Here is a 16,620-nt window from a genome sequence, read left to right on the forward strand (position 1 = left end):
ACGTTGCCAGTGAAAAAAGAACAGCATTTAGCTGTTCTTTTTTTGTGTTTAGGTCCTGTTAAAGGGGTTCCTCGGAAAGCGATTTAAAACGTGCTCTTAAGAATCTATAGAAAATCACTAGATTCGTATATTTTTAACAAACAAAGGACATACTAGCTTTCAGGAGGTGGAGAAGTTGAAAAAATTGTATAAAGGGAAGACTTGTGTAGTATGTGAAGAAGAGAAAGAAGACGGTATGTATGTATATACTGCTTTTGTTTGTTGGGAATGTGAAAGAGAAATTGTTCAAACAGAACCTGGAACTGAAAAGTACGAACAGCTTGTGAAAAAACTGGGCAAAATAAGAAAGCCTTCTGTTTTCTCGTGATCTCCTCGCTCTAGTATGTTAGGCTAAGAGAAAAGTATAGATAGAAAAGGCAGGATATTCATTGAAATTAAAGCAAACACATACCCCACTTATTCATGCATTACAACAACATATAAAGCAGCAGCCGTTGTCTTTTCATGTACCTGGCCATAAAAATGGTATGTTAACGAAGGAATGGCTGCCTGCAGATTTTCGAAACTTTTTACCTTATGACGTAACTGAAATTACAGGTCTGGATGATCTTCACTCACCCGAAGGCTGCATTTTAGAAGCGCAGCAGTTGCTAACAGACTTATATAACACGAGAAAAAGTTATTTTTTAGTGAACGGCAGTACAGTTGGGAATCTAGCAATGGTGATGTCTGTATGCGAAGAAGGAGATATTGTTTTCGTACAGCGTAATTCCCACAAATCCATTTTTCATGCCTTGAAATTGGCGAAGCTAAAGCCAGTATTTTTAGATACTGCATATGATAGCCGTATACAGGCGGCTGGACAAGTTAGTTTAGATGCGATTAGGGAAGCGTATAGCCGTTTTCCTTCTGCAAAAGCGGTTATCTTCACGTATCCTACTTATTATGGAATGACAGGAGAGCTTGAAGAAATAATTAGACTGGCAAAGCGGCACGGTTCCTTTGTCCTTGTCGATGAGGCTCATGGTCCTCATTTCACACTGCGCTCTCCTTTTCCAAAAAGTTCTTTAAGATTAGGGGCAGATATTGTTGTTCATTCCGCCCATAAAATGCTTCCAGCCATGACAATGGGCTCTTACCTTCACGTGCAATCAGAGAAAGTACCGATTGCGAAACTAGAGTTTTATCTGCAAGCGTTACAATCGAGTAGTCCCTCTTACCCTATTATGGCTTCATTAGATGCAGCCAGGGCTTATTTAGCGAGTATAACTGAAGAGGATCAATCTTTTATGCTGCAAATGAGAGAAAAGCTGTCTTTGCAGTTTCATAAGAAAGGAATAGTAGTTATGTTTTCTGATGATCCTTTAAAATTATTGCTTAGAAAGCGGGGATATAGTGGTTATGAATTACAAAAAAGATTAGAAGAGGCAGATATCTACACAGAGATGGCGGATCCAGTACAAGTGCTATGTATACTTCCTTTAGTGAAACAAGGAGAAATTGGATTTTTTAGTGACGTGGAGAAAAAGTTATCAAAGTTTATAATAGAGGAGAGGGAAGAAAGTTTTCTCTCTACTGTACCAGTGCCCAGTCAGAAGAAAGTTTCTCCTCTTGCTTTGTCGTATAGAGAGCAGGAGAATTATCAAATTGAGTGGATACCTGTACGAAAAGCAGCAGGCAGGATTGCAGCAGAAACCATTATTCCTTACCCTCCAGGTATTCCGTTAATTATAGCGGGAGAAAAAATATTTACAGAACAGGCGGCTGCAATGGAGAAATTGCTCGCGGAAGGGGTACATATACAGGGAGGGCAGCAATTGCAAGAAAAGAAACTAGCTGTTTTTGCTGGGGAAAGTGACAATCATGAATAATGCGGAGGATTATATGAGACAAGGCGTTTTTATTACTATTGAAGGACCAGAGGGAGCCGGCAAAACAAGTATTATCCAAAAGCTCAAACAAGGGCTTGAAGAAAAAGGACAAGTCGTTATGGCAACCCGGGAGCCAGGCGGTATTGCGATTGCTGAACAAATTCGGGAAGTGATCTTAAATAAAGAAAATATTTCAATGGATGGGCGAACGGAAGCTTTATTGTATGCGGCAGCGAGAAGGCAGCATCTCGTCGAGAAGGTGAGTCCTGCCCTTAAGGAAGGACACATCGTGCTTTGCGACCGCTTTATCGATAGTTCCCTTGCTTACCAAGGATATGCGCGAGGGTTGGGAATAAAGGCCGTATATGAGATCAATCGATTTGCGATTGGCGAGCTTATGCCTCATTTAACCTTATTATTTGATGTTCGCCCGGAAGTGGGGCTAGAGCGCATTAAAGCGCATAAGGAGCGGGAGGTAAACCGTTTAGACTTAGAGGCCTTGTCATTTCATGAGAAGGTAAGAGAAGGATATTTGCAGCTGGCAGATAAATTCCCTGAACGTATAGCCGTTATAGATGCAGAGGCTCCTATTCAATCAGTTTATCAGGAAAGCCTAAAATTGATTTTGGCTAAAGTTGAAGAACAATCTCTCGGCCAGCAATGTTAAAAGAATTCCTGTAAAAGGAGTTCTTTTTTATTAATATTGTTTGTACAATTCAAAAAAACACTCTTTTTCTTGGTATAATAGAAGAAAGAGGAAAGAAAGAGGAGGAAGAGGAATGAAATTAATTTTGGCAGTGGTACAGGATCAGGACAGCCATCGTTTATCACAAGCTTTGATAGAAAATAACTTTCGGGCCACAAAACTTGCTACGACAGGCGGGTTTTTAAAAGCTGGAAACACAACCTTTATTATTGGGACAGATGATATTCGGCTTGATCGGGCACTTGCTATTATTAAAGATAATTGCCAGTCACGGGATCAGATGGTAGCACCTGTTTCCCCAATGGGAGGCAATGCGGATTCTTATGTTCCTTATCCTGTGGAAGTTCCGGTAGGCGGAGCGACTGTATTTGTCTTGCCAGTGGAGCAATTTCATCAATTCTAACAGGGGAAATATTCAATGAAAATCAACAAGGATCTAAATTTTAATATAGATAAACCGTGGACAGACCAGAAGCCTGGACAAACAGGCCAATCAAAGTTTGCAGGACTGGTTCAGCACCAAGGCCAACAGATGAAAACAGAACAGCTGACGAAATTGCTTGTTGATATCGAGGGAGCGGGAGAAAGATTAGCCCGCTCGCGAACATTTCAAGATATGGCAAAATATAAAACACTTGTACGACGCTTTATTAAAGAAGCTGTAGACTTTGGCATGAATTTAAAAAATTCTCATACGTGGAATCAATTTGGTGAAGGACGTAAATTAAAAACAGTTGAAACAATTGACGAGAAATTGATTGAACTGACAGAGGACGTCATGAATCGGGAAAAATCATCCGTCGATTTATTAGACAAAATTGGCGAAATTAAAGGACTCATTATAAATTTATACACATAGGCGGGGATGAAAGTGTCCGATATATGGAAAGATTTAAATGAACTGCAGCCTATTGTACTCAAAATGATAACCAATAGCCTGACAAAAGATCGAGTGGCTCACGCTTATTTATTTGAGGGCGACCCGGGAACAGGCAAGAAGAAAACCGCTTTTTATTTTGCAAAAAGCTTACTTTGTGAAGAAGCAGGTGACAGGCCTTGCAACGAGTGCACCAATTGCCGTCGGATTGATAGCGGCAACCATCCGGATGTCCATATGGTCGAACCTGATGGTCTATCGATAAAAAAACAACAGATTGTGTACTTACAGCAGGAATTTAGTAAAACAGCTGTAGAATCAAACAGAAAAATATATATTATCAATCACGCAGATAAAATGACAGCTAGTGCCGCTAATAGCTTGCTGAAGTTCTTAGAAGAGCCAGCAGCCGACACAGTGGCGCTGCTCTTAACTGAACAGGCGCAGCGAATGCTTCCAACGATTCTGTCCCGTTGCCAGCTCCTCTCTTTTAAACCGCTGCCTCCCGCTCTCCTAAAAAATAAATTAATTGAAAAAGAAGTTTCCCTGCCGATGGCTGCACTGGTTTCAAGGCTGACAAACAATTTTGACGAAGCGTTTCGTCTGGGTACCGAAGAGTGGTTTGCACAGTCACGTAAGATAGTGTTAAAATTATACGAAGTCCTGCTAAAAAACCCATTAGAAGCAATGGTGAAATTACAGGAGGACTTTAACGGGCATTTTAAAGATAAACAACAAGTCAGCGTTGCACTCGATCTTTTGTTGCTGCTTTTCAAAGATTTGCTGTCTATCCAGACAGGAGAAGAGCAAGGTCTTGCTTATCCTGACCAGCTTGCCTTGCTCAAGAATACGGCTCTTCATTCTTCCATTGTAAATACAACAGAGCAGATAACTGCTATTTTAGAAGCAAAGCGGAAACTTGATGCTAATATGAATCCACAGCTGCTAATGGAGCAGCTTGTGCTAAAATTGCAGGGGGGAGCATCCTTTGTATGATGTAGTAGGAGTACGCTTTAAAAAAGCGGGTAAAATATATTATTTTGATCCAATGGATCTAGGCGTTGAGAAAAATGACCATGTCATTGTGGAAACTGCCAGAGGTGTAGAACACGGCGAAGTAGTTGTAGGGCCGAAGAAGGTGGATGATGATGATATCGTCCTTCCTTTAAAGAAAGTCATCCGTAAAGCTGACCAGAAAGACCGCTTAATTGTGGAAGAGAATAAGTCAGCAGCAGCAGAAGCTTTTGAAATATGCTGCCAGAAAATTTCTGAGCATCAGTTGGATATGAAGCTTGTTGATGTTGAATATACGTTTGATCGCAACAAAGTGATCTTTTATTTTACAGCAGATGGAAGAGTGGATTTCCGGGAGCTTGTAAAAGATTTAGCCGCTATTTTCCGAACAAGAATTGAACTTCGGCAAATTGGGGTCCGTGACGAAGCTAAAATGCTTGGTGGAATCGGGCCATGTGGCAGAATGCTTTGCTGCTCGACTTTTCTAGGAGATTTCGAGCCAGTTTCAATAAAAATGGCGAAGGATCAGAACCTCTCATTAAATCCGACTAAAATTTCAGGTTTGTGTGGTCGTTTAATGTGCTGCTTGAAATATGAAAACGATGAATATGAAGCAGCAAAAGAGCTTCTTCCTGATATAGGTACGAAAGTGAACACCCCTCATGGTGCTGGAAAAGTTGTCGGTTTGAATATTCTAGAACGGGTGCTTCAAGTAGAGGTATTCAATCACGAACGAATCCTTGAGTTCACCATGGATGAAATTGGGGCGGAAGGTGCCGTGTCAGTACAAGCCACAGAGTGATGGGGTGGAACGGGTGGAAAAAAAAGAATTTCTTGATTCGGTCAGCGATATGGAAATGCAGATTGGCCAGCTGTATAAACAGCTGGGAGAGTTGAAAAAAGGTTTAGTAAAAATGATGGAAGAAAACCATTCATTACAATTGGAGAATGAACATTTACGACGCCGCCTTGAAGAGATTGAACTTTCTCATGATCAAGCTGGACAAGAATTGGACAAAGAGACTAGCAGCAAAAGCTTCTCAAAACTAATGGATATAGGCGAGGGATATGATAACCTGGCAAGGCTTTATCAAGAAGGTTTTCATATTTGCAATATTCATTTTGGAAGTCCGCGCAAAGACGAAGATTGCTTGTTTTGTTTATCGTTTTTAAATAAAAAATAATAGAGCATGTTGATGAGGCTGTCCACGGAGGCCGGTACCGGAACTGTCAATCATTTAAGAAGAGGTGACATCCTTCCTAAGTGAAGCAGCAGTCAGGCCTGTCGGGACAGTCTTTCTTTTTTGTAAAAACAGGAGGAAAGAAGGAAATGGTTCTATTAAAAGGTGATGAAAGGCTCGATTATTTGCTGGCGGAGGAACTGCGAATTATTCAAAGTCCGTCCGTCTTTGCTTTTTCTCTTGATGCTGTACTCCTTGCGAGATTTGCCTATCTTCCTGCTAAGAAAGGCTCGATTGTTGATTTATGCTCGGGAAACGGAGTGGTGCCGCTCCTAATGAGCGCTAAAACAAAGGTACCGATCATTGGCGTGGAGATTCAGGAGCGATTGTACAATATGGCTGTTCGCAGCATTGAGTACAACGGGTTAGAAGACAGAATTTCTATGGTACACGGCGACTTAAAAGAGGCTCCCGCACAATTAGGGTACGAAAAGCACAGCGTGGTGACGTGCAATCCTCCGTATTTTGTCACACCATCTGACAAAGAGTTAAATATGAATGAACATTTGGCCATTGCCCGCCATGAAATCTATTGTACGCTTGAGGATTGTATCCGCTCGAGCAGCGAGCTTTTAAAACAAGGAGGAAAAGCGGCATTTGTTCACCGTCCGGGAAGATTATTAGATCTAGTGACGCTCATGAGAAAATATCGCTTAGAGCCAAAGCGCCTTCGCTTTGTTTATCCGAAAAAGGGAAAAGAAGCCAACACGGTACTGATTGAGGGCATGAAAGATGGAGCGCCCGACTTAAAAATATTACCGCCATTGTTTGTGTACGATGGGCAAGGTGAATATACAGCAGAAGTAAGAGAGATGTTATATGGAGAAGAACAATGAACATTTTTTCTACGTGTTAGAGTGTAAAGATCACTCATTATATGGGGGCTATACGACCGATTTAGAAAAAAGACTAAAGGCCCATAACTCTGGAAAAGGGGCAAAGTATACACGAGGAAGAGGACCTGTGCGTCTGATTCATTCGGAAAAGTTTGACACCGTGACAGAAGCGATGCAGGCGGAATATGCTTTTAAACAGCTGACACGAAAGCAGAAGATTCATTATTTGCAAAGGGAGGGCTGCCACTATGATCAGGAAACAAAAAAGTTTTATCCATGAGGAAGGAGCTCTTTATTTAGTTCCTACACCAATTGGGAATTTAGAGGACATGACGTTTCGAGCGATTCGAATCATGAAGGAAGCGGATGTCATTGCTGCTGAAGATACCCGTAATACAAAAAAATTATGCAATTACTTCGAAATAGCTACTCCCATAACAAGTTATCATGAGCATAATAAAGAAGTGAGTGGCAAACACCTTCTTGAACGCATTAAGCAGGGAGAAAAAGTAGCCCTAGTAAGCGATGCAGGAATGCCATCTATTTCAGATCCAGGCTATGAACTGACCGCCGCTGTAATCAGAGAAGGCTTAACCGTTGTTCCGCTGCCTGGCGCAAATGCTGCGCTGACCGCTCTTATTGCTTCAGGTCTTGCTCCTCAGCCATTTTATTTTTACGGCTTTTTAAGCCGGCATAAAAAAGAAAAGAAATGGCAGCTAGCTGAGTTGAATAAAGTGCGTGACACGTTTATTTTGTATGAATCACCGCATCGCTTGAAGGATACCCTCTCCCTTATGGCTGAAATATTAGGAGAGAGCCGAAAAATTGTATTGTGCCGGGAACTGACAAAGAAATTTGAAGAGTTTCTGCGAGGAACCATTTCAGAGGCACTCGTTTGGTCAAAAGAAGAAGAAATTCTAGGGGAATTTTGTTTAATCGTTGAAGGGAACGAAGAGGCGGAGGAAGAGGAAGCCGATGAATGGTGGTCCTCTTACTCTGTGGTTGATCATGTTGACTATTACATTAATGAAAAGAATCTGTCTTCAAAAGAAGCTATTAAACAGACGGCTGTTGATCGGAATATGGGAAAACGGGATGTGTACCAAACTTATCATATAAAATAAAAAAACGAGCCGCACCGGCTCGTTTTTATTATTTTGTAGAAGCAAATGACTCGGAAATTTCTTTCATCAATTGTTCTGCACCTTCACGGCTAAGAATTAATTTTCCGCCTGCAAGCTTGATATTATCATCAGAAACTTCACCTGTAATGTGGCAAGTCATGCTAGGTTTATATTTTTTAAGAATGATTTTGTCGTCGTCTACGTAAATTTCTAACGCATCCTTTTCAGCAATCCCTAATGTACGGCGAAGTTCGATTGGGATAACCACCCGTCCTAATTCGTCAACTTTACGAACAATACCTGTTGATTTCATTTTTTTTGCTCCTTCCAAACTAATTTATTTAAAATATAAAGCTTAATCGTCAATTTTCGACATATTTTTCACTTATGATCTTATCATACCAGCTATTCCCAACGTCGTCAACAAGAAAATGTAATTTTACCAGGGAATGTAAAGCGCTTGAAATGCTGATATAACAAGGTTTTTAAGTTTTGAGTAATAAATTGGAAATGAAAAATAAAAAAAATGTCGAATTAATTGAGTTCCATGTCGAATCCTTTAAAATTAACTAAGATAAGAGAGTTTAATATTTACAATTGTCGTTGAATAAGAGAAAATAAAAGAAGTGGCTCTTTAACCATATCTTATGTATATTTTTTTTGTATAATAGTCATAATGTCAATAAAATTTAGTATGAATTGTCCGCTAGGGGCATGAATGTAAAAGAAAGCTCTCAACCGCCGGGTGAGGGCTTTTCTACATAAGAATCAGCGTTTTGAGGAGGGGTACAAGATGAATGATCAAAAGAACACATTTTATCTAACGACACCGATTTATTATCCGAGTGGAAATCTTCATATCGGACATGCTTATACAACGGTAGCAGGTGACGCTATGGCGCGTTATAAGAGACTTCGCGGATTTGATGTCATGTACTTAACAGGTACAGATGAGCATGGACAAAAAATTCAACGCAAAGCGGAAGAAACAGGCGTAACTCCGCAGCAATATGTCGACAATATTGTCTCTGGCATTCAAGAGTTATGGAACAAGCTAGACATCTCTTATGATGATTTCATTCGTACAACACAGACTCGTCACAAGGACATTGTCGAAAAAATCTTTAAACAGCTATTAGATCAAGGCGATATTTATCTAGACGAATATGAGGGCTGGTACTGTACACCGTGTGAGTCTTTCTTTACAGAACGCCAATTGGAAAATGGCAACTGTCCAGACTGCGGCCGCCCTGTTGAGAAGGTAAAAGAACAATCTTATTTCTTCAAGATGAGCAAGTATGCAGATCGTCTGCTAAAGTATTACGAGGAGAATCCAGACTTTATTCAGCCGGAATCTCGTAAAAATGAAATGATTAATAACTTTATTAAGCCAGGGCTAGAGGATTTAGCTGTATCCCGAACAACTTTTGACTGGGGTATCAAGGTGCCAGGGGATCCAAAGCATGTTATTTACGTATGGATCGATGCGCTTTCTAACTATATTACTGCTCTTGGATATGGAACGGATCATGATGAGAAGTACCAAAAATATTGGCCGGCTGATGTACACCTTGTCGGCAAGGAAATTGTGCGCTTCCATACAATTTATTGGCCAATTATGCTGATGGCGCTTGATTTGCCTCTTCCTAAAAAGGTATTTGCCCATGGATGGCTGCTCATGAAAGATGGAAAGATGTCGAAGTCAAAAGGCAATGTAGTCGATCCAGTTACGTTGATTGACCGTTATGGACTCGATGCTCTTCGTTATTATTTACTGCGTGAGGTGCCATTCGGTTCAGATGGCGTCTTTACACCAGAAGGCTTCGTTGAACGCATTAATTACGATCTAGCTAACGATTTAGGTAACTTATTAAATCGTACTGTTGCCATGATCAATAAATATTTTCATGGTGTAATCCCAACATACAAAGGGTCAACTGGAGAGTTTGATCAACAGCTTGAGCAAATGAACATGGAAACAGTGAAACAATATGAAGAAGCGATGGAGAAGATGGAATTTTCCGTTGCATTGTCAGCCCTCTGGCAGCTTGTTAGCCGTACGAATAAGTATATTGATGAAACACAGCCATGGGTACTTGCTAAAGCGGAAGAGAAAGAGAAACTCGGCGATGTCATGGTTCATTTAGCAGAATCTTTACGCAGAATGGCTGTTATGCTAAAACCATTCTTGACACAAACACCGAAGAAGATTTTCGAACAGTTGAACATTCAAGATGAACAGCTGCAATTATGGGACAGCCTGTCTCAATTCGGATTGATACCAGAAGGAACAACAGTCGTGAAAAAAGGAGAGCCAATTTTCCCTCGCCTTGATATTGAGGAAGAAATTGCCTACATCAAAGAGAAAATGCAAGGCACTCCCGAGAAAAAAGAAGAACCGAAAGAAGAGCCAAAGGTTGAACTAGCTGATGAAATTACCATTGATGACTTCATGAACATTGATTTAAGATCCGCAACGGTTATTGCTGCAGAGCCAGTTAAAAAAGCTGATAAATTATTAAAGCTTCAATTGGATCTTGGCTTTGAAAAGCGCCAGGTCGTTTCCGGGATTGCTGAATTTTACAAGCCAGAAGAACTAGTCGGCCGTAAAGTAATCGTCGTCGCTAACTTAAAGCCAGTTAAATTACGTGGGGAATTATCACAAGGCATGATCCTTGCTGGTAAAGCTGATGGCGTATTATCATTAGTTAGTGTGGATGAAAACTTGCCAAATGGTTCGCGGATTAAATAAATGAGTCGATTGAAAAACATAGAATGTTTCACGTGGAACAATTATTCGACGGAAACGTCTATGTTTTTCTTTTAGAAAGGATGAAAAGATTGTTATTCGATACACATGTTCATTTAAATGCTGAACAATATAAAGAAGATATAGCAGAAGTAATTGAACGGGCTCAAGAAGCAGGCGTAGAAAACATGGTCGTGGTCGGCTTTGATCGCCTAACAATTGAAAAAGCACTTGAACTAATTGAAAAGTATGACTTTTTATATGCAAGTGTCGGCTGGCATCCGGTTGATGCAATCGACATGAAAGAAGAGGATCTCGCTTGGCTGGAAGAGCTGGCGGCACATCCGAAAGTCGTTGCCTTAGGGGAGATGGGGCTTGACTACCATTGGGACAAGTCGCCCAAAGATGTTCAGAAAGAAGTATTTCGCAAGCAAATCCAGCTAGCTAAAAAAGTGAAGCTCCCCATCATTATTCATAATCGGGAAGCCACACAGGATATCGTTGAGATTTTGAAGGAAGAAGGAGCCGAGGAAGTAGGCGGCATTATGCATTGCTTCAGTGGCAGTGTTGAAACAGCCCGTGAATGTGTAGATATGAACTTTTACATCTCTCTTGGCGGTCCCGTGACCTTTAAAAATGCCAAAAAGCCAAAAGAGGTGGCAGCCGATATTCCACTTGATAAGCTGCTAATTGAAACGGACTGTCCGTATCTCGCTCCCCACCCTTATCGCGGCAAGCGCAATGAGCCGGCTTATGTAAAATTAGTAGCAGAACAAATTGCTGAACTGAAAGGAATAAACTACGAAGAAGTGGCACAAGCAACAACAGAAAATGCCCGTAAGCTGTTTCGTATTGAGCGGTGAGTGATAAGATGAAAATAAAAGAAATTATTGTTGTAGAAGGAAAAGACGATACAACAGCGATTAAGAGGGCAGTGAATGCCGATACGATAGAAACGAATGGTTCGGCGGTGTCAGATGCTGTGATTGAGAGAATTAAGCTGGCACACGAGACGAGAGGGGTTATTATTTTTACGGATCCCGATTATCCCGGAGAACGGATTAGGCACATTGTTGCCGAGCAGGTGCCCGATTGCAAGCATGCTTTCTTGCCAAAGCACGAAGCCATTGAAAAGAGAGGGAGAGGTGTTGGGGTCGAGCACGCATCTGTAGAAGCAATCCGCAAAGCCCTAAAAGATGCCCAGACGGTAGAAAAAGAAGCCGCAGAGCAAATTTCAAAAGAAGATTTGGTGGATGCTGGACTTATTGGAGGGCCTCAGGCAAAAGAAAGAAGGCAGAAGCTCGGCGAAAAGCTTCGGATTGGCTATACGAACGGCAAGCAGTTATACAAACGCCTGCTGATGTTCCAAATTACACAGGAACAGTTTGCTCGCGCTTTAAAAGAAGTGTTGCAGGAGGAAAAAACATGAAAGATATTGCCACCCCTACGCGAACGAAAGAGATCTTAGAAAAATACGGTTTTTCTTTCAAAAAGAGCCTAGGACAAAACTTTTTAGTCGACCCGAATATTTTGCGTAGAATTACAGAAACAGCTGAGCTGACAAAAGAAACAGGAGCAATCGAAATTGGCCCTGGAATTGGCGCTTTGACTGAACATTTAGCTCGTACGGCGGGAAAAGTAGTAGCCTTTGAAATTGACCAGCGGCTTTTGCCGGTTCTATCTGATACGCTTTCTCCTTATGATAATGTAAAAATCATTCACGAAGATATATTAAAAGCAGATGTGGCGCAAATCACGGAGCAAGAATTTTCCGATTTTGAACAGCTGATGGTAGTAGCTAATTTGCCTTATTATATTACAACACCCATTATCATGAAGCTGCTTGAAGACAAAGTCCCTTTTAAGGGGATGGTGGTGATGCTTCAAAAGGAAGTGGCTGATCGCATTTCAGCTAAGCCGGGCACGAAAGATTACGGCTCGCTTTCGATTGCTATTCAATATTATATGGAAGCAACGACCGCTTTTATCGTACCTAAAACCGTCTTTATGCCGCAGCCAAATGTTGACTCTGCCATTATTAAGCTGCTTAGAAGAGAGCGTCCGGCTGTAGAAGTGACGAATGAAGAGTTTTTCTTTACCGTTACCCGCGCTTCTTTTGCCCAGCGCCGGAAGACCATTTTAAATAACTTAACGAATCAATTGCCTGCCGGAAAGGAAAAAAAAGAGCAGATCTTAGAGGCGCTTCAGCAAGCCGAAATAGAACCGTCGAGGAGAGGAGAGTCCCTTTCACTTGAGGAATTTGCCCGACTCGCCAATGCTCTTTATCCTGTTTTTGATTAAGAAGTATCCGCCTCATTATCGGGGCGGATATTTTATTTTCAGGGCTGTTTTTTATCAGCTATATATCTGTATTCCCCAATTATACTTCTCTTGCATAGGATAACTAGAAGAGTAAAAATTAACGGGGATGATCACATGGTGATTCGTATTAATTCTATTGTTAGCCGCCCGTCTTATGGGAATGACATATTGTTCCGGGTAATGGAGATTAAAGAGACAGAGGAAGGCAAAATAGCGATTTTATCAGGAGAAGATTATCGGCTGATTGCAGATGCCCCGTTCTCCGATTTATTAGAAGTAGACCCCGATGAGCAGCAGAGAATGACACGTGATACGAGGATGCGTGAAGAACAATCGCTGCATTTATTTAGACAAGAACTAGAGCTAATTAAGGAAAGACAGGAGTACAGGGCAACAAAGTGTTATCGGAATGAAAATGACGTTTTTCAAATACCAGGCAGGGTACTCCACATGGACGGCGATCCTAACTATTTAAAAAAATGCTTAGCTGCTTATGAAAAAATCGGCCTTCCCGTTTATGGAGTACACTGCCTGGAAGAAGAAATGCCGCAGAAAATTTTATCGTTAATTGATGAATATCGTCCAGATATATTAGTCATCACTGGTCATGACTCTTATTCGAAAACGAAGGGAAGTAAATCAGATATAAATGCATATCGTCACTCAAAATACTTTGTTCAAACTGTTCGGCTGGCGCGAAAGAAAATTCCGCATCTAGATCAGTTAGTTATTTTTGCCGGGGCCTGTCAATCGCATTTTGAGTCCTTAATCCGGGCGGGGGCCAACTTTGCCAGTTCGCCCTTTCGTGTAAATATTCATGCACTCGATCCTGTTTATATTTCATCTAAAATCGGTTTTACGCCGTTTAACGAGCTTGTAGATGTACGCGAAGTACTTAGAAACACACTGACAGGAAATAAAGGGCTCGGCGGAATTGAAACGAAGGGATTGCTTCGGGTTGGCATGCCTTTTCAGCCTCCTGAAGAGGAATAAAGAACGCTAAAAAACAATTTTGTCATGGTTATTGAATTATTGGGCACGCTAAAAATATGATGAAAAAAGCAGGTTTTTGTAAAATAAAAAACGTTGACAAAAGGGGGCACTGGTTGATAAAATATTTTATTTATTTGACTTGCTATTTAAATCATGGTATTATAAAAATAGTGAGGTGGAAGCGGATGCCAAAAACATTAGCCGACATTAAAAAATCTCTTGATTCAAATTTAGGAAAAAGACTGTTGTTGAAGGCAAACGGGGGACGCCGAAAAACGATTGAGCGATCTGGTGTTCTAGCTGAAACATACCAAGCAGTCTTCGTAGTAGAGTTAGATCAAGATGAAAACGCATTTGAAAGAGTGTCATACAGCTATGCAGATGTGTTGACAGAAACAGTAGAATTAACATTTGAAGACGCAGCAGGAAGCGCCGTTTAAGTTTGCAGTAAACAATATTGTTTACTGCTTTTTTATTTGTTTTAAAAATAAAGGGATGTATTCTAATTTACTTTTGAGTCAACTAAGTGCTCCAGGAATACTTAACTTTTCCCTGTAGACGCCAAAAACAAACTTTTTGAGAGAGGAACATGGTCTGTCGGGACTGGTCAAGGCCTTCTGGATTGGTTGTCTTCCAGTTCTTCAGCCAGCTTGTCTTATGTTTGACGTCGATAATCGGTGCTCTCCGCATTTGATGCTTCCCTTCATTTTCCGCTAATCGTTTTAAACGGGCTGGTTAAGCTATAAATGGCGGCAGAAGGAGGAAAACGAATGGGCAGAAGAAGAGGGATTATGTCTGACCAATTGAAGGAAGAGCTTGCGAAAGAGCTAGGGTTTTATGACACTGTTCAACGGGAAGGCTGGGGCGGAATTACAGCTCGTGATGCTGGCAACATGGTAAAGAGAGCAATTGAACTTGCAGAAAACCACCTCGTTAACAAGCGCTGACACGGTAGTTGACTTCTAACTGAAACGCCGCTAAGAGATCGGGGAGGAAACCCGGTCTCTTTTTATATAGAAAATTACTCCATCCTACATCATATTTACAACTCCTAATCGACTTTATGATAAAATAAGCTAAACTAATTGTATTGTGCACAAAGTAGGTGGCTATTGTGAAGATAATGATGAAAGCACCAGCGAAAATTAACTTAACGCTTGATGTGCTGCATAAACGTGCGGATGGATACCATGAAGTTGAAATGATTATGACAACGGTGGATCTGGCGGACCGCATAGAACTGGAACCGCTCGCAAAAGATGAAATTAAAATTATATCCCATAACCGTTTTGTTCCGGACGATAAACGGAATTTAGCTTATCAGGCAGCCATGCTGCTGAAAGAAAGATACAGCATTCGTTCAGGTGTAGCAATCGGCATTGAAAAGGTTATTCCAGTAGCTGCCGGTTTAGCAGGAGGCAGCAGTGATGCTGCGGCGACATTAAAAGGGTTAAACCGAATGTGGAATTTAGGATTAAACCTGGATGAATTAGCAGCGCTTGGATCAGAGATTGGTTCCGATGTTTCTTTTTGTGTGTATGGCGGCACAGCTTTAGCAAAGGGACGTGGAGAAAAAATACAGCATCTTCCGTCTCCGCCAAACTGTTGGGTGGTCCTGGCCAAGCCGACCATTGGAGTATCAACAGCAGAAGTATATAAAAACTTAAAAATCGATGGGCTCCGTCATCCTGATACAAAAGCGATGATGACTGCGATTCAAACGAAGGATTATCAAAAGATGTGCGCTAACCTTGGCAATGTTCTAGAATCTGTTACCTTAAAGCTCTATCCGGAAGTGGCGCAGATTAAAGAACAGATGGAACGCTTTGGGGCAGATGCGGTACTGATGAGTGGAAGCGGACCGACTGTTTTTGGACTCATCCAGCATGATTCTAGAATGCACCGGGTTTGCAACGGCTTAAGAGGATTTTGTGACCAGGTATACGCAGTCCGACTGTTAGGAGAAGGGATTCCTGTTGATTGAATCCGTATATTAAGTTATATTTAAAATTAAATATTCGGATTTACTCCTTAGGAGGGTAGAGTAAAACATGAAGTTTCGTCGAAGTGAACGGTTAATTGATATGACACATTACTTATTAGAACATCCGCAGCAGCTAGTTTCACTTACTTTTTTTGCTGAACGGTACGGATCAGCAAAATCGTCTATTAGTGAGGACTTGTCTATTGTGAAGGAAACGTTTGAACAGCGTGGCATCGGCTCGCTTCAAACTATTCCCGGAGCAGCTGGCGGTGTGAAGTATTTCTCGAAAGTCAGTGAAATGGAAGCACGAAAGTTTATCGCAGAGCTCTGTGAGCAAATTGAAAATCCAGAAAGGCTGCTTCCGGGCGGTTATCTATATATGATGGATTTGCTTGGTCATCCGCAAGTTATTCACCAAGTTGGCAAGCTCCTTGCCTCAGCGTATGCAGGAATGGACATCGACGCCATTATGACAGTTGCCACGAAAGGCATCCCTATTGCCCATGCTATTGCTTCGCATTTAAATGTTCCAGTCGTTGTGGTTCGCAGAGACAGCAAGGTAACAGAAGGTCCAACTGTAAGCATTAATTACGTATCAGGATCTACGAAGCGAATTCAGACGATGGTGCTGGCGAAGCGTAGTTTGAAGGAAGGTTCCAAAGTGCTGCTTGTCGATGATTTTATGAAAGCAGGCGGAACCATTAATGGAATGATCAGCCTGCTCGCTGAGTTTAATGCATCAGTAGCGGGAATTGCTGTGCTAGTGGAAGCGGAGCATGACGAGGAAAGACTCGTGGAGGACTACATATCTCTTGTTAAGCTTCAAGATGTAAATGTTCGTACGTCTGCTATTTCTGTAGTAGAAGGAAATTATTTTTCCGAAAATATACAGTTTTCATAAGG

21 protein-coding genes are annotated in these 16,620 nt (G+C 41.3%); 20 read left to right on the top strand and 1 reads right to left on the bottom strand.

Annotated features, from left to right (window positions below; all coding sequences use genetic code 11):
- The first annotated feature begins 175 nt into the window (after positions 1-175).
- From AC623_RS20045 to rsmI, 11 genes are all read left to right on the top strand, one after another.
- Positions 176-367 carry a sigma factor G inhibitor Gin gene (locus tag AC623_RS20045; RefSeq protein WP_049665993.1) on the top strand — a complete coding sequence of 64 codons (192 nt, stop codon included), beginning with the start codon at positions 176-178 and terminating at the stop codon, positions 365-367.
- A 61-nt stretch (positions 368-428) separates the two neighbouring features.
- The gene (locus tag AC623_RS20050; RefSeq protein ID WP_049665995.1) at positions 429-1,871 is read left to right on the top strand and encodes an aminotransferase class I/II-fold pyridoxal phosphate-dependent enzyme; all 1,443 of its coding nucleotides are present in this window, start codon (positions 429-431) and stop codon (positions 1,869-1,871) included.
- A 13-nt stretch (positions 1,872-1,884) separates the two neighbouring features.
- Positions 1,885-2,538: a dTMP kinase gene (tmk, locus tag AC623_RS20055; RefSeq protein WP_049666838.1), complete on the top strand. Its 654-nt coding sequence runs from the start codon at positions 1,885-1,887 to the stop codon at positions 2,536-2,538.
- A gap of 112 nt (positions 2,539-2,650) precedes the next feature.
- The gene (locus AC623_RS20060) at positions 2,651-2,980 is read left to right on the top strand and encodes a cyclic-di-AMP receptor (protein ID WP_049665996.1); all 330 of its coding nucleotides are present in this window, start codon (positions 2,651-2,653) and stop codon (positions 2,978-2,980) included.
- 15 nt (positions 2,981-2,995) lie between these two features.
- A complete protein-coding gene (locus AC623_RS20065) occupies positions 2,996-3,436 on the top strand; it encodes a YaaR family protein (protein ID WP_049665998.1) in 441 nt (146 codons plus the stop codon).
- Positions 3,437-3,448: 12 nt separating this feature from the next.
- Positions 3,449-4,450 carry a DNA polymerase III subunit delta' gene (gene holB / locus AC623_RS20070; protein ID WP_442853546.1) on the top strand — a complete coding sequence of 334 codons (1,002 nt, stop codon included), beginning with the start codon at positions 3,449-3,451 and terminating at the stop codon, positions 4,448-4,450.
- Positions 4,443-5,270 (top strand): PSP1 domain-containing protein, encoded by an 828-nt coding sequence (locus tag AC623_RS20075; RefSeq protein WP_049666001.1) that lies wholly within the window; start codon positions 4,443-4,445, stop codon positions 5,268-5,270. Before holB ends, AC623_RS20075 begins: the two co-directional genes overlap by 8 nt.
- Before the next feature lie 13 nt (positions 5,271-5,283).
- Positions 5,284-5,652 carry a DNA replication initiation control protein YabA gene (gene yabA / locus AC623_RS20080; RefSeq protein WP_049666003.1) on the top strand — a complete coding sequence of 123 codons (369 nt, stop codon included), beginning with the start codon at positions 5,284-5,286 and terminating at the stop codon, positions 5,650-5,652.
- A gap of 146 nt (positions 5,653-5,798) precedes the next feature.
- A complete protein-coding gene (locus AC623_RS20085) occupies positions 5,799-6,545 on the top strand; it encodes a tRNA1(Val) (adenine(37)-N6)-methyltransferase (RefSeq protein ID WP_049666004.1) in 747 nt (248 codons plus the stop codon).
- Positions 6,529-6,825: a GIY-YIG nuclease family protein gene (locus tag AC623_RS20090; RefSeq protein WP_049666007.1), complete on the top strand. Its 297-nt coding sequence runs from the start codon at positions 6,529-6,531 to the stop codon at positions 6,823-6,825. The genes AC623_RS20085 and AC623_RS20090 overlap by 17 nt, the downstream gene beginning before the upstream one ends.
- Complete coding sequence (rsmI, locus tag AC623_RS20095) at positions 6,797-7,669, top strand: 16S rRNA (cytidine(1402)-2'-O)-methyltransferase (RefSeq protein WP_049666840.1); 873 nt, start codon at positions 6,797-6,799, stop codon at positions 7,667-7,669. Before AC623_RS20090 ends, rsmI begins: the two co-directional genes overlap by 29 nt.
- A gap of 28 nt (positions 7,670-7,697) precedes the next feature.
- On the opposite strand, the gene AC623_RS20100 is transcribed toward rsmI, so the two are convergent.
- Complete coding sequence (locus AC623_RS20100; RefSeq protein ID WP_049666009.1) at positions 7,698-7,982, bottom strand: AbrB/MazE/SpoVT family DNA-binding domain-containing protein; 285 nt, start codon at positions 7,980-7,982, stop codon at positions 7,698-7,700.
- A 432-nt stretch (positions 7,983-8,414) separates the two neighbouring features.
- Between AC623_RS20100 and metG the strand changes: the two genes are divergently transcribed.
- The 9 genes from metG (at position 8,415) to purR (ending at position 16,618) form a co-directional block, all read left to right on the top strand.
- On the top strand, positions 8,415-10,421 hold the full coding sequence (gene metG / locus AC623_RS20105) for a methionine--tRNA ligase (RefSeq protein WP_269429932.1): 2,007 nt from the start codon (positions 8,415-8,417) through the stop codon (positions 10,419-10,421).
- A gap of 89 nt (positions 10,422-10,510) precedes the next feature.
- A complete protein-coding gene (locus AC623_RS20110) occupies positions 10,511-11,281 on the top strand; it encodes a TatD family hydrolase (RefSeq protein ID WP_049666012.1) in 771 nt (256 codons plus the stop codon).
- Positions 11,282-11,289: 8 nt separating this feature from the next.
- Positions 11,290-11,847, top strand: coding sequence for a ribonuclease M5 (rnmV, locus tag AC623_RS20115; protein WP_049666014.1), 558 nt, complete (start codon positions 11,290-11,292; stop codon positions 11,845-11,847).
- Positions 11,844-12,719 (top strand): 16S rRNA (adenine(1518)-N(6)/adenine(1519)-N(6))-dimethyltransferase RsmA, encoded by an 876-nt coding sequence (gene rsmA, locus AC623_RS20120; RefSeq protein ID WP_049666017.1) that lies wholly within the window; start codon positions 11,844-11,846, stop codon positions 12,717-12,719. The genes rnmV and rsmA overlap by 4 nt, the downstream gene beginning before the upstream one ends.
- Positions 12,720-12,854: 135 nt before the next feature.
- Positions 12,855-13,733, top strand: coding sequence for a sporulation peptidase YabG (yabG, locus tag AC623_RS20125; RefSeq protein ID WP_049666018.1), 879 nt, complete (start codon positions 12,855-12,857; stop codon positions 13,731-13,733).
- A 185-nt stretch (positions 13,734-13,918) separates the two neighbouring features.
- Positions 13,919-14,173, top strand: a complete 255-nt coding sequence (veg, locus tag AC623_RS20130; RefSeq protein WP_049666021.1) for a biofilm formation stimulator Veg — start codon at positions 13,919-13,921, stop codon at positions 14,171-14,173.
- A gap of 330 nt (positions 14,174-14,503) precedes the next feature.
- On the top strand, positions 14,504-14,680 hold the full coding sequence (locus AC623_RS20135; RefSeq protein ID WP_049666022.1) for a small, acid-soluble spore protein, alpha/beta type: 177 nt from the start codon (positions 14,504-14,506) through the stop codon (positions 14,678-14,680).
- 167 nt (positions 14,681-14,847) lie between these two features.
- Positions 14,848-15,717 (top strand): 4-(cytidine 5'-diphospho)-2-C-methyl-D-erythritol kinase, encoded by an 870-nt coding sequence (gene ispE, locus AC623_RS20140; protein WP_049666024.1) that lies wholly within the window; start codon positions 14,848-14,850, stop codon positions 15,715-15,717.
- A 67-nt stretch (positions 15,718-15,784) separates the two neighbouring features.
- Entirely contained in the window at positions 15,785-16,618 is an 834-nt protein-coding gene (purR, locus tag AC623_RS20145; protein ID WP_049666027.1) for a pur operon repressor, read from the top strand.
- Positions 16,619-16,620: the final 2 nt, after the last annotated feature.

This window comes from Bacillus sp. FJAT-27231, from assembly GCF_001183975.1.
In the GTDB taxonomy this organism is placed as follows: domain Bacteria; phylum Bacillota; class Bacilli; order Bacillales; family Domibacillaceae; genus Pseudobacillus; species Pseudobacillus wudalianchiensis.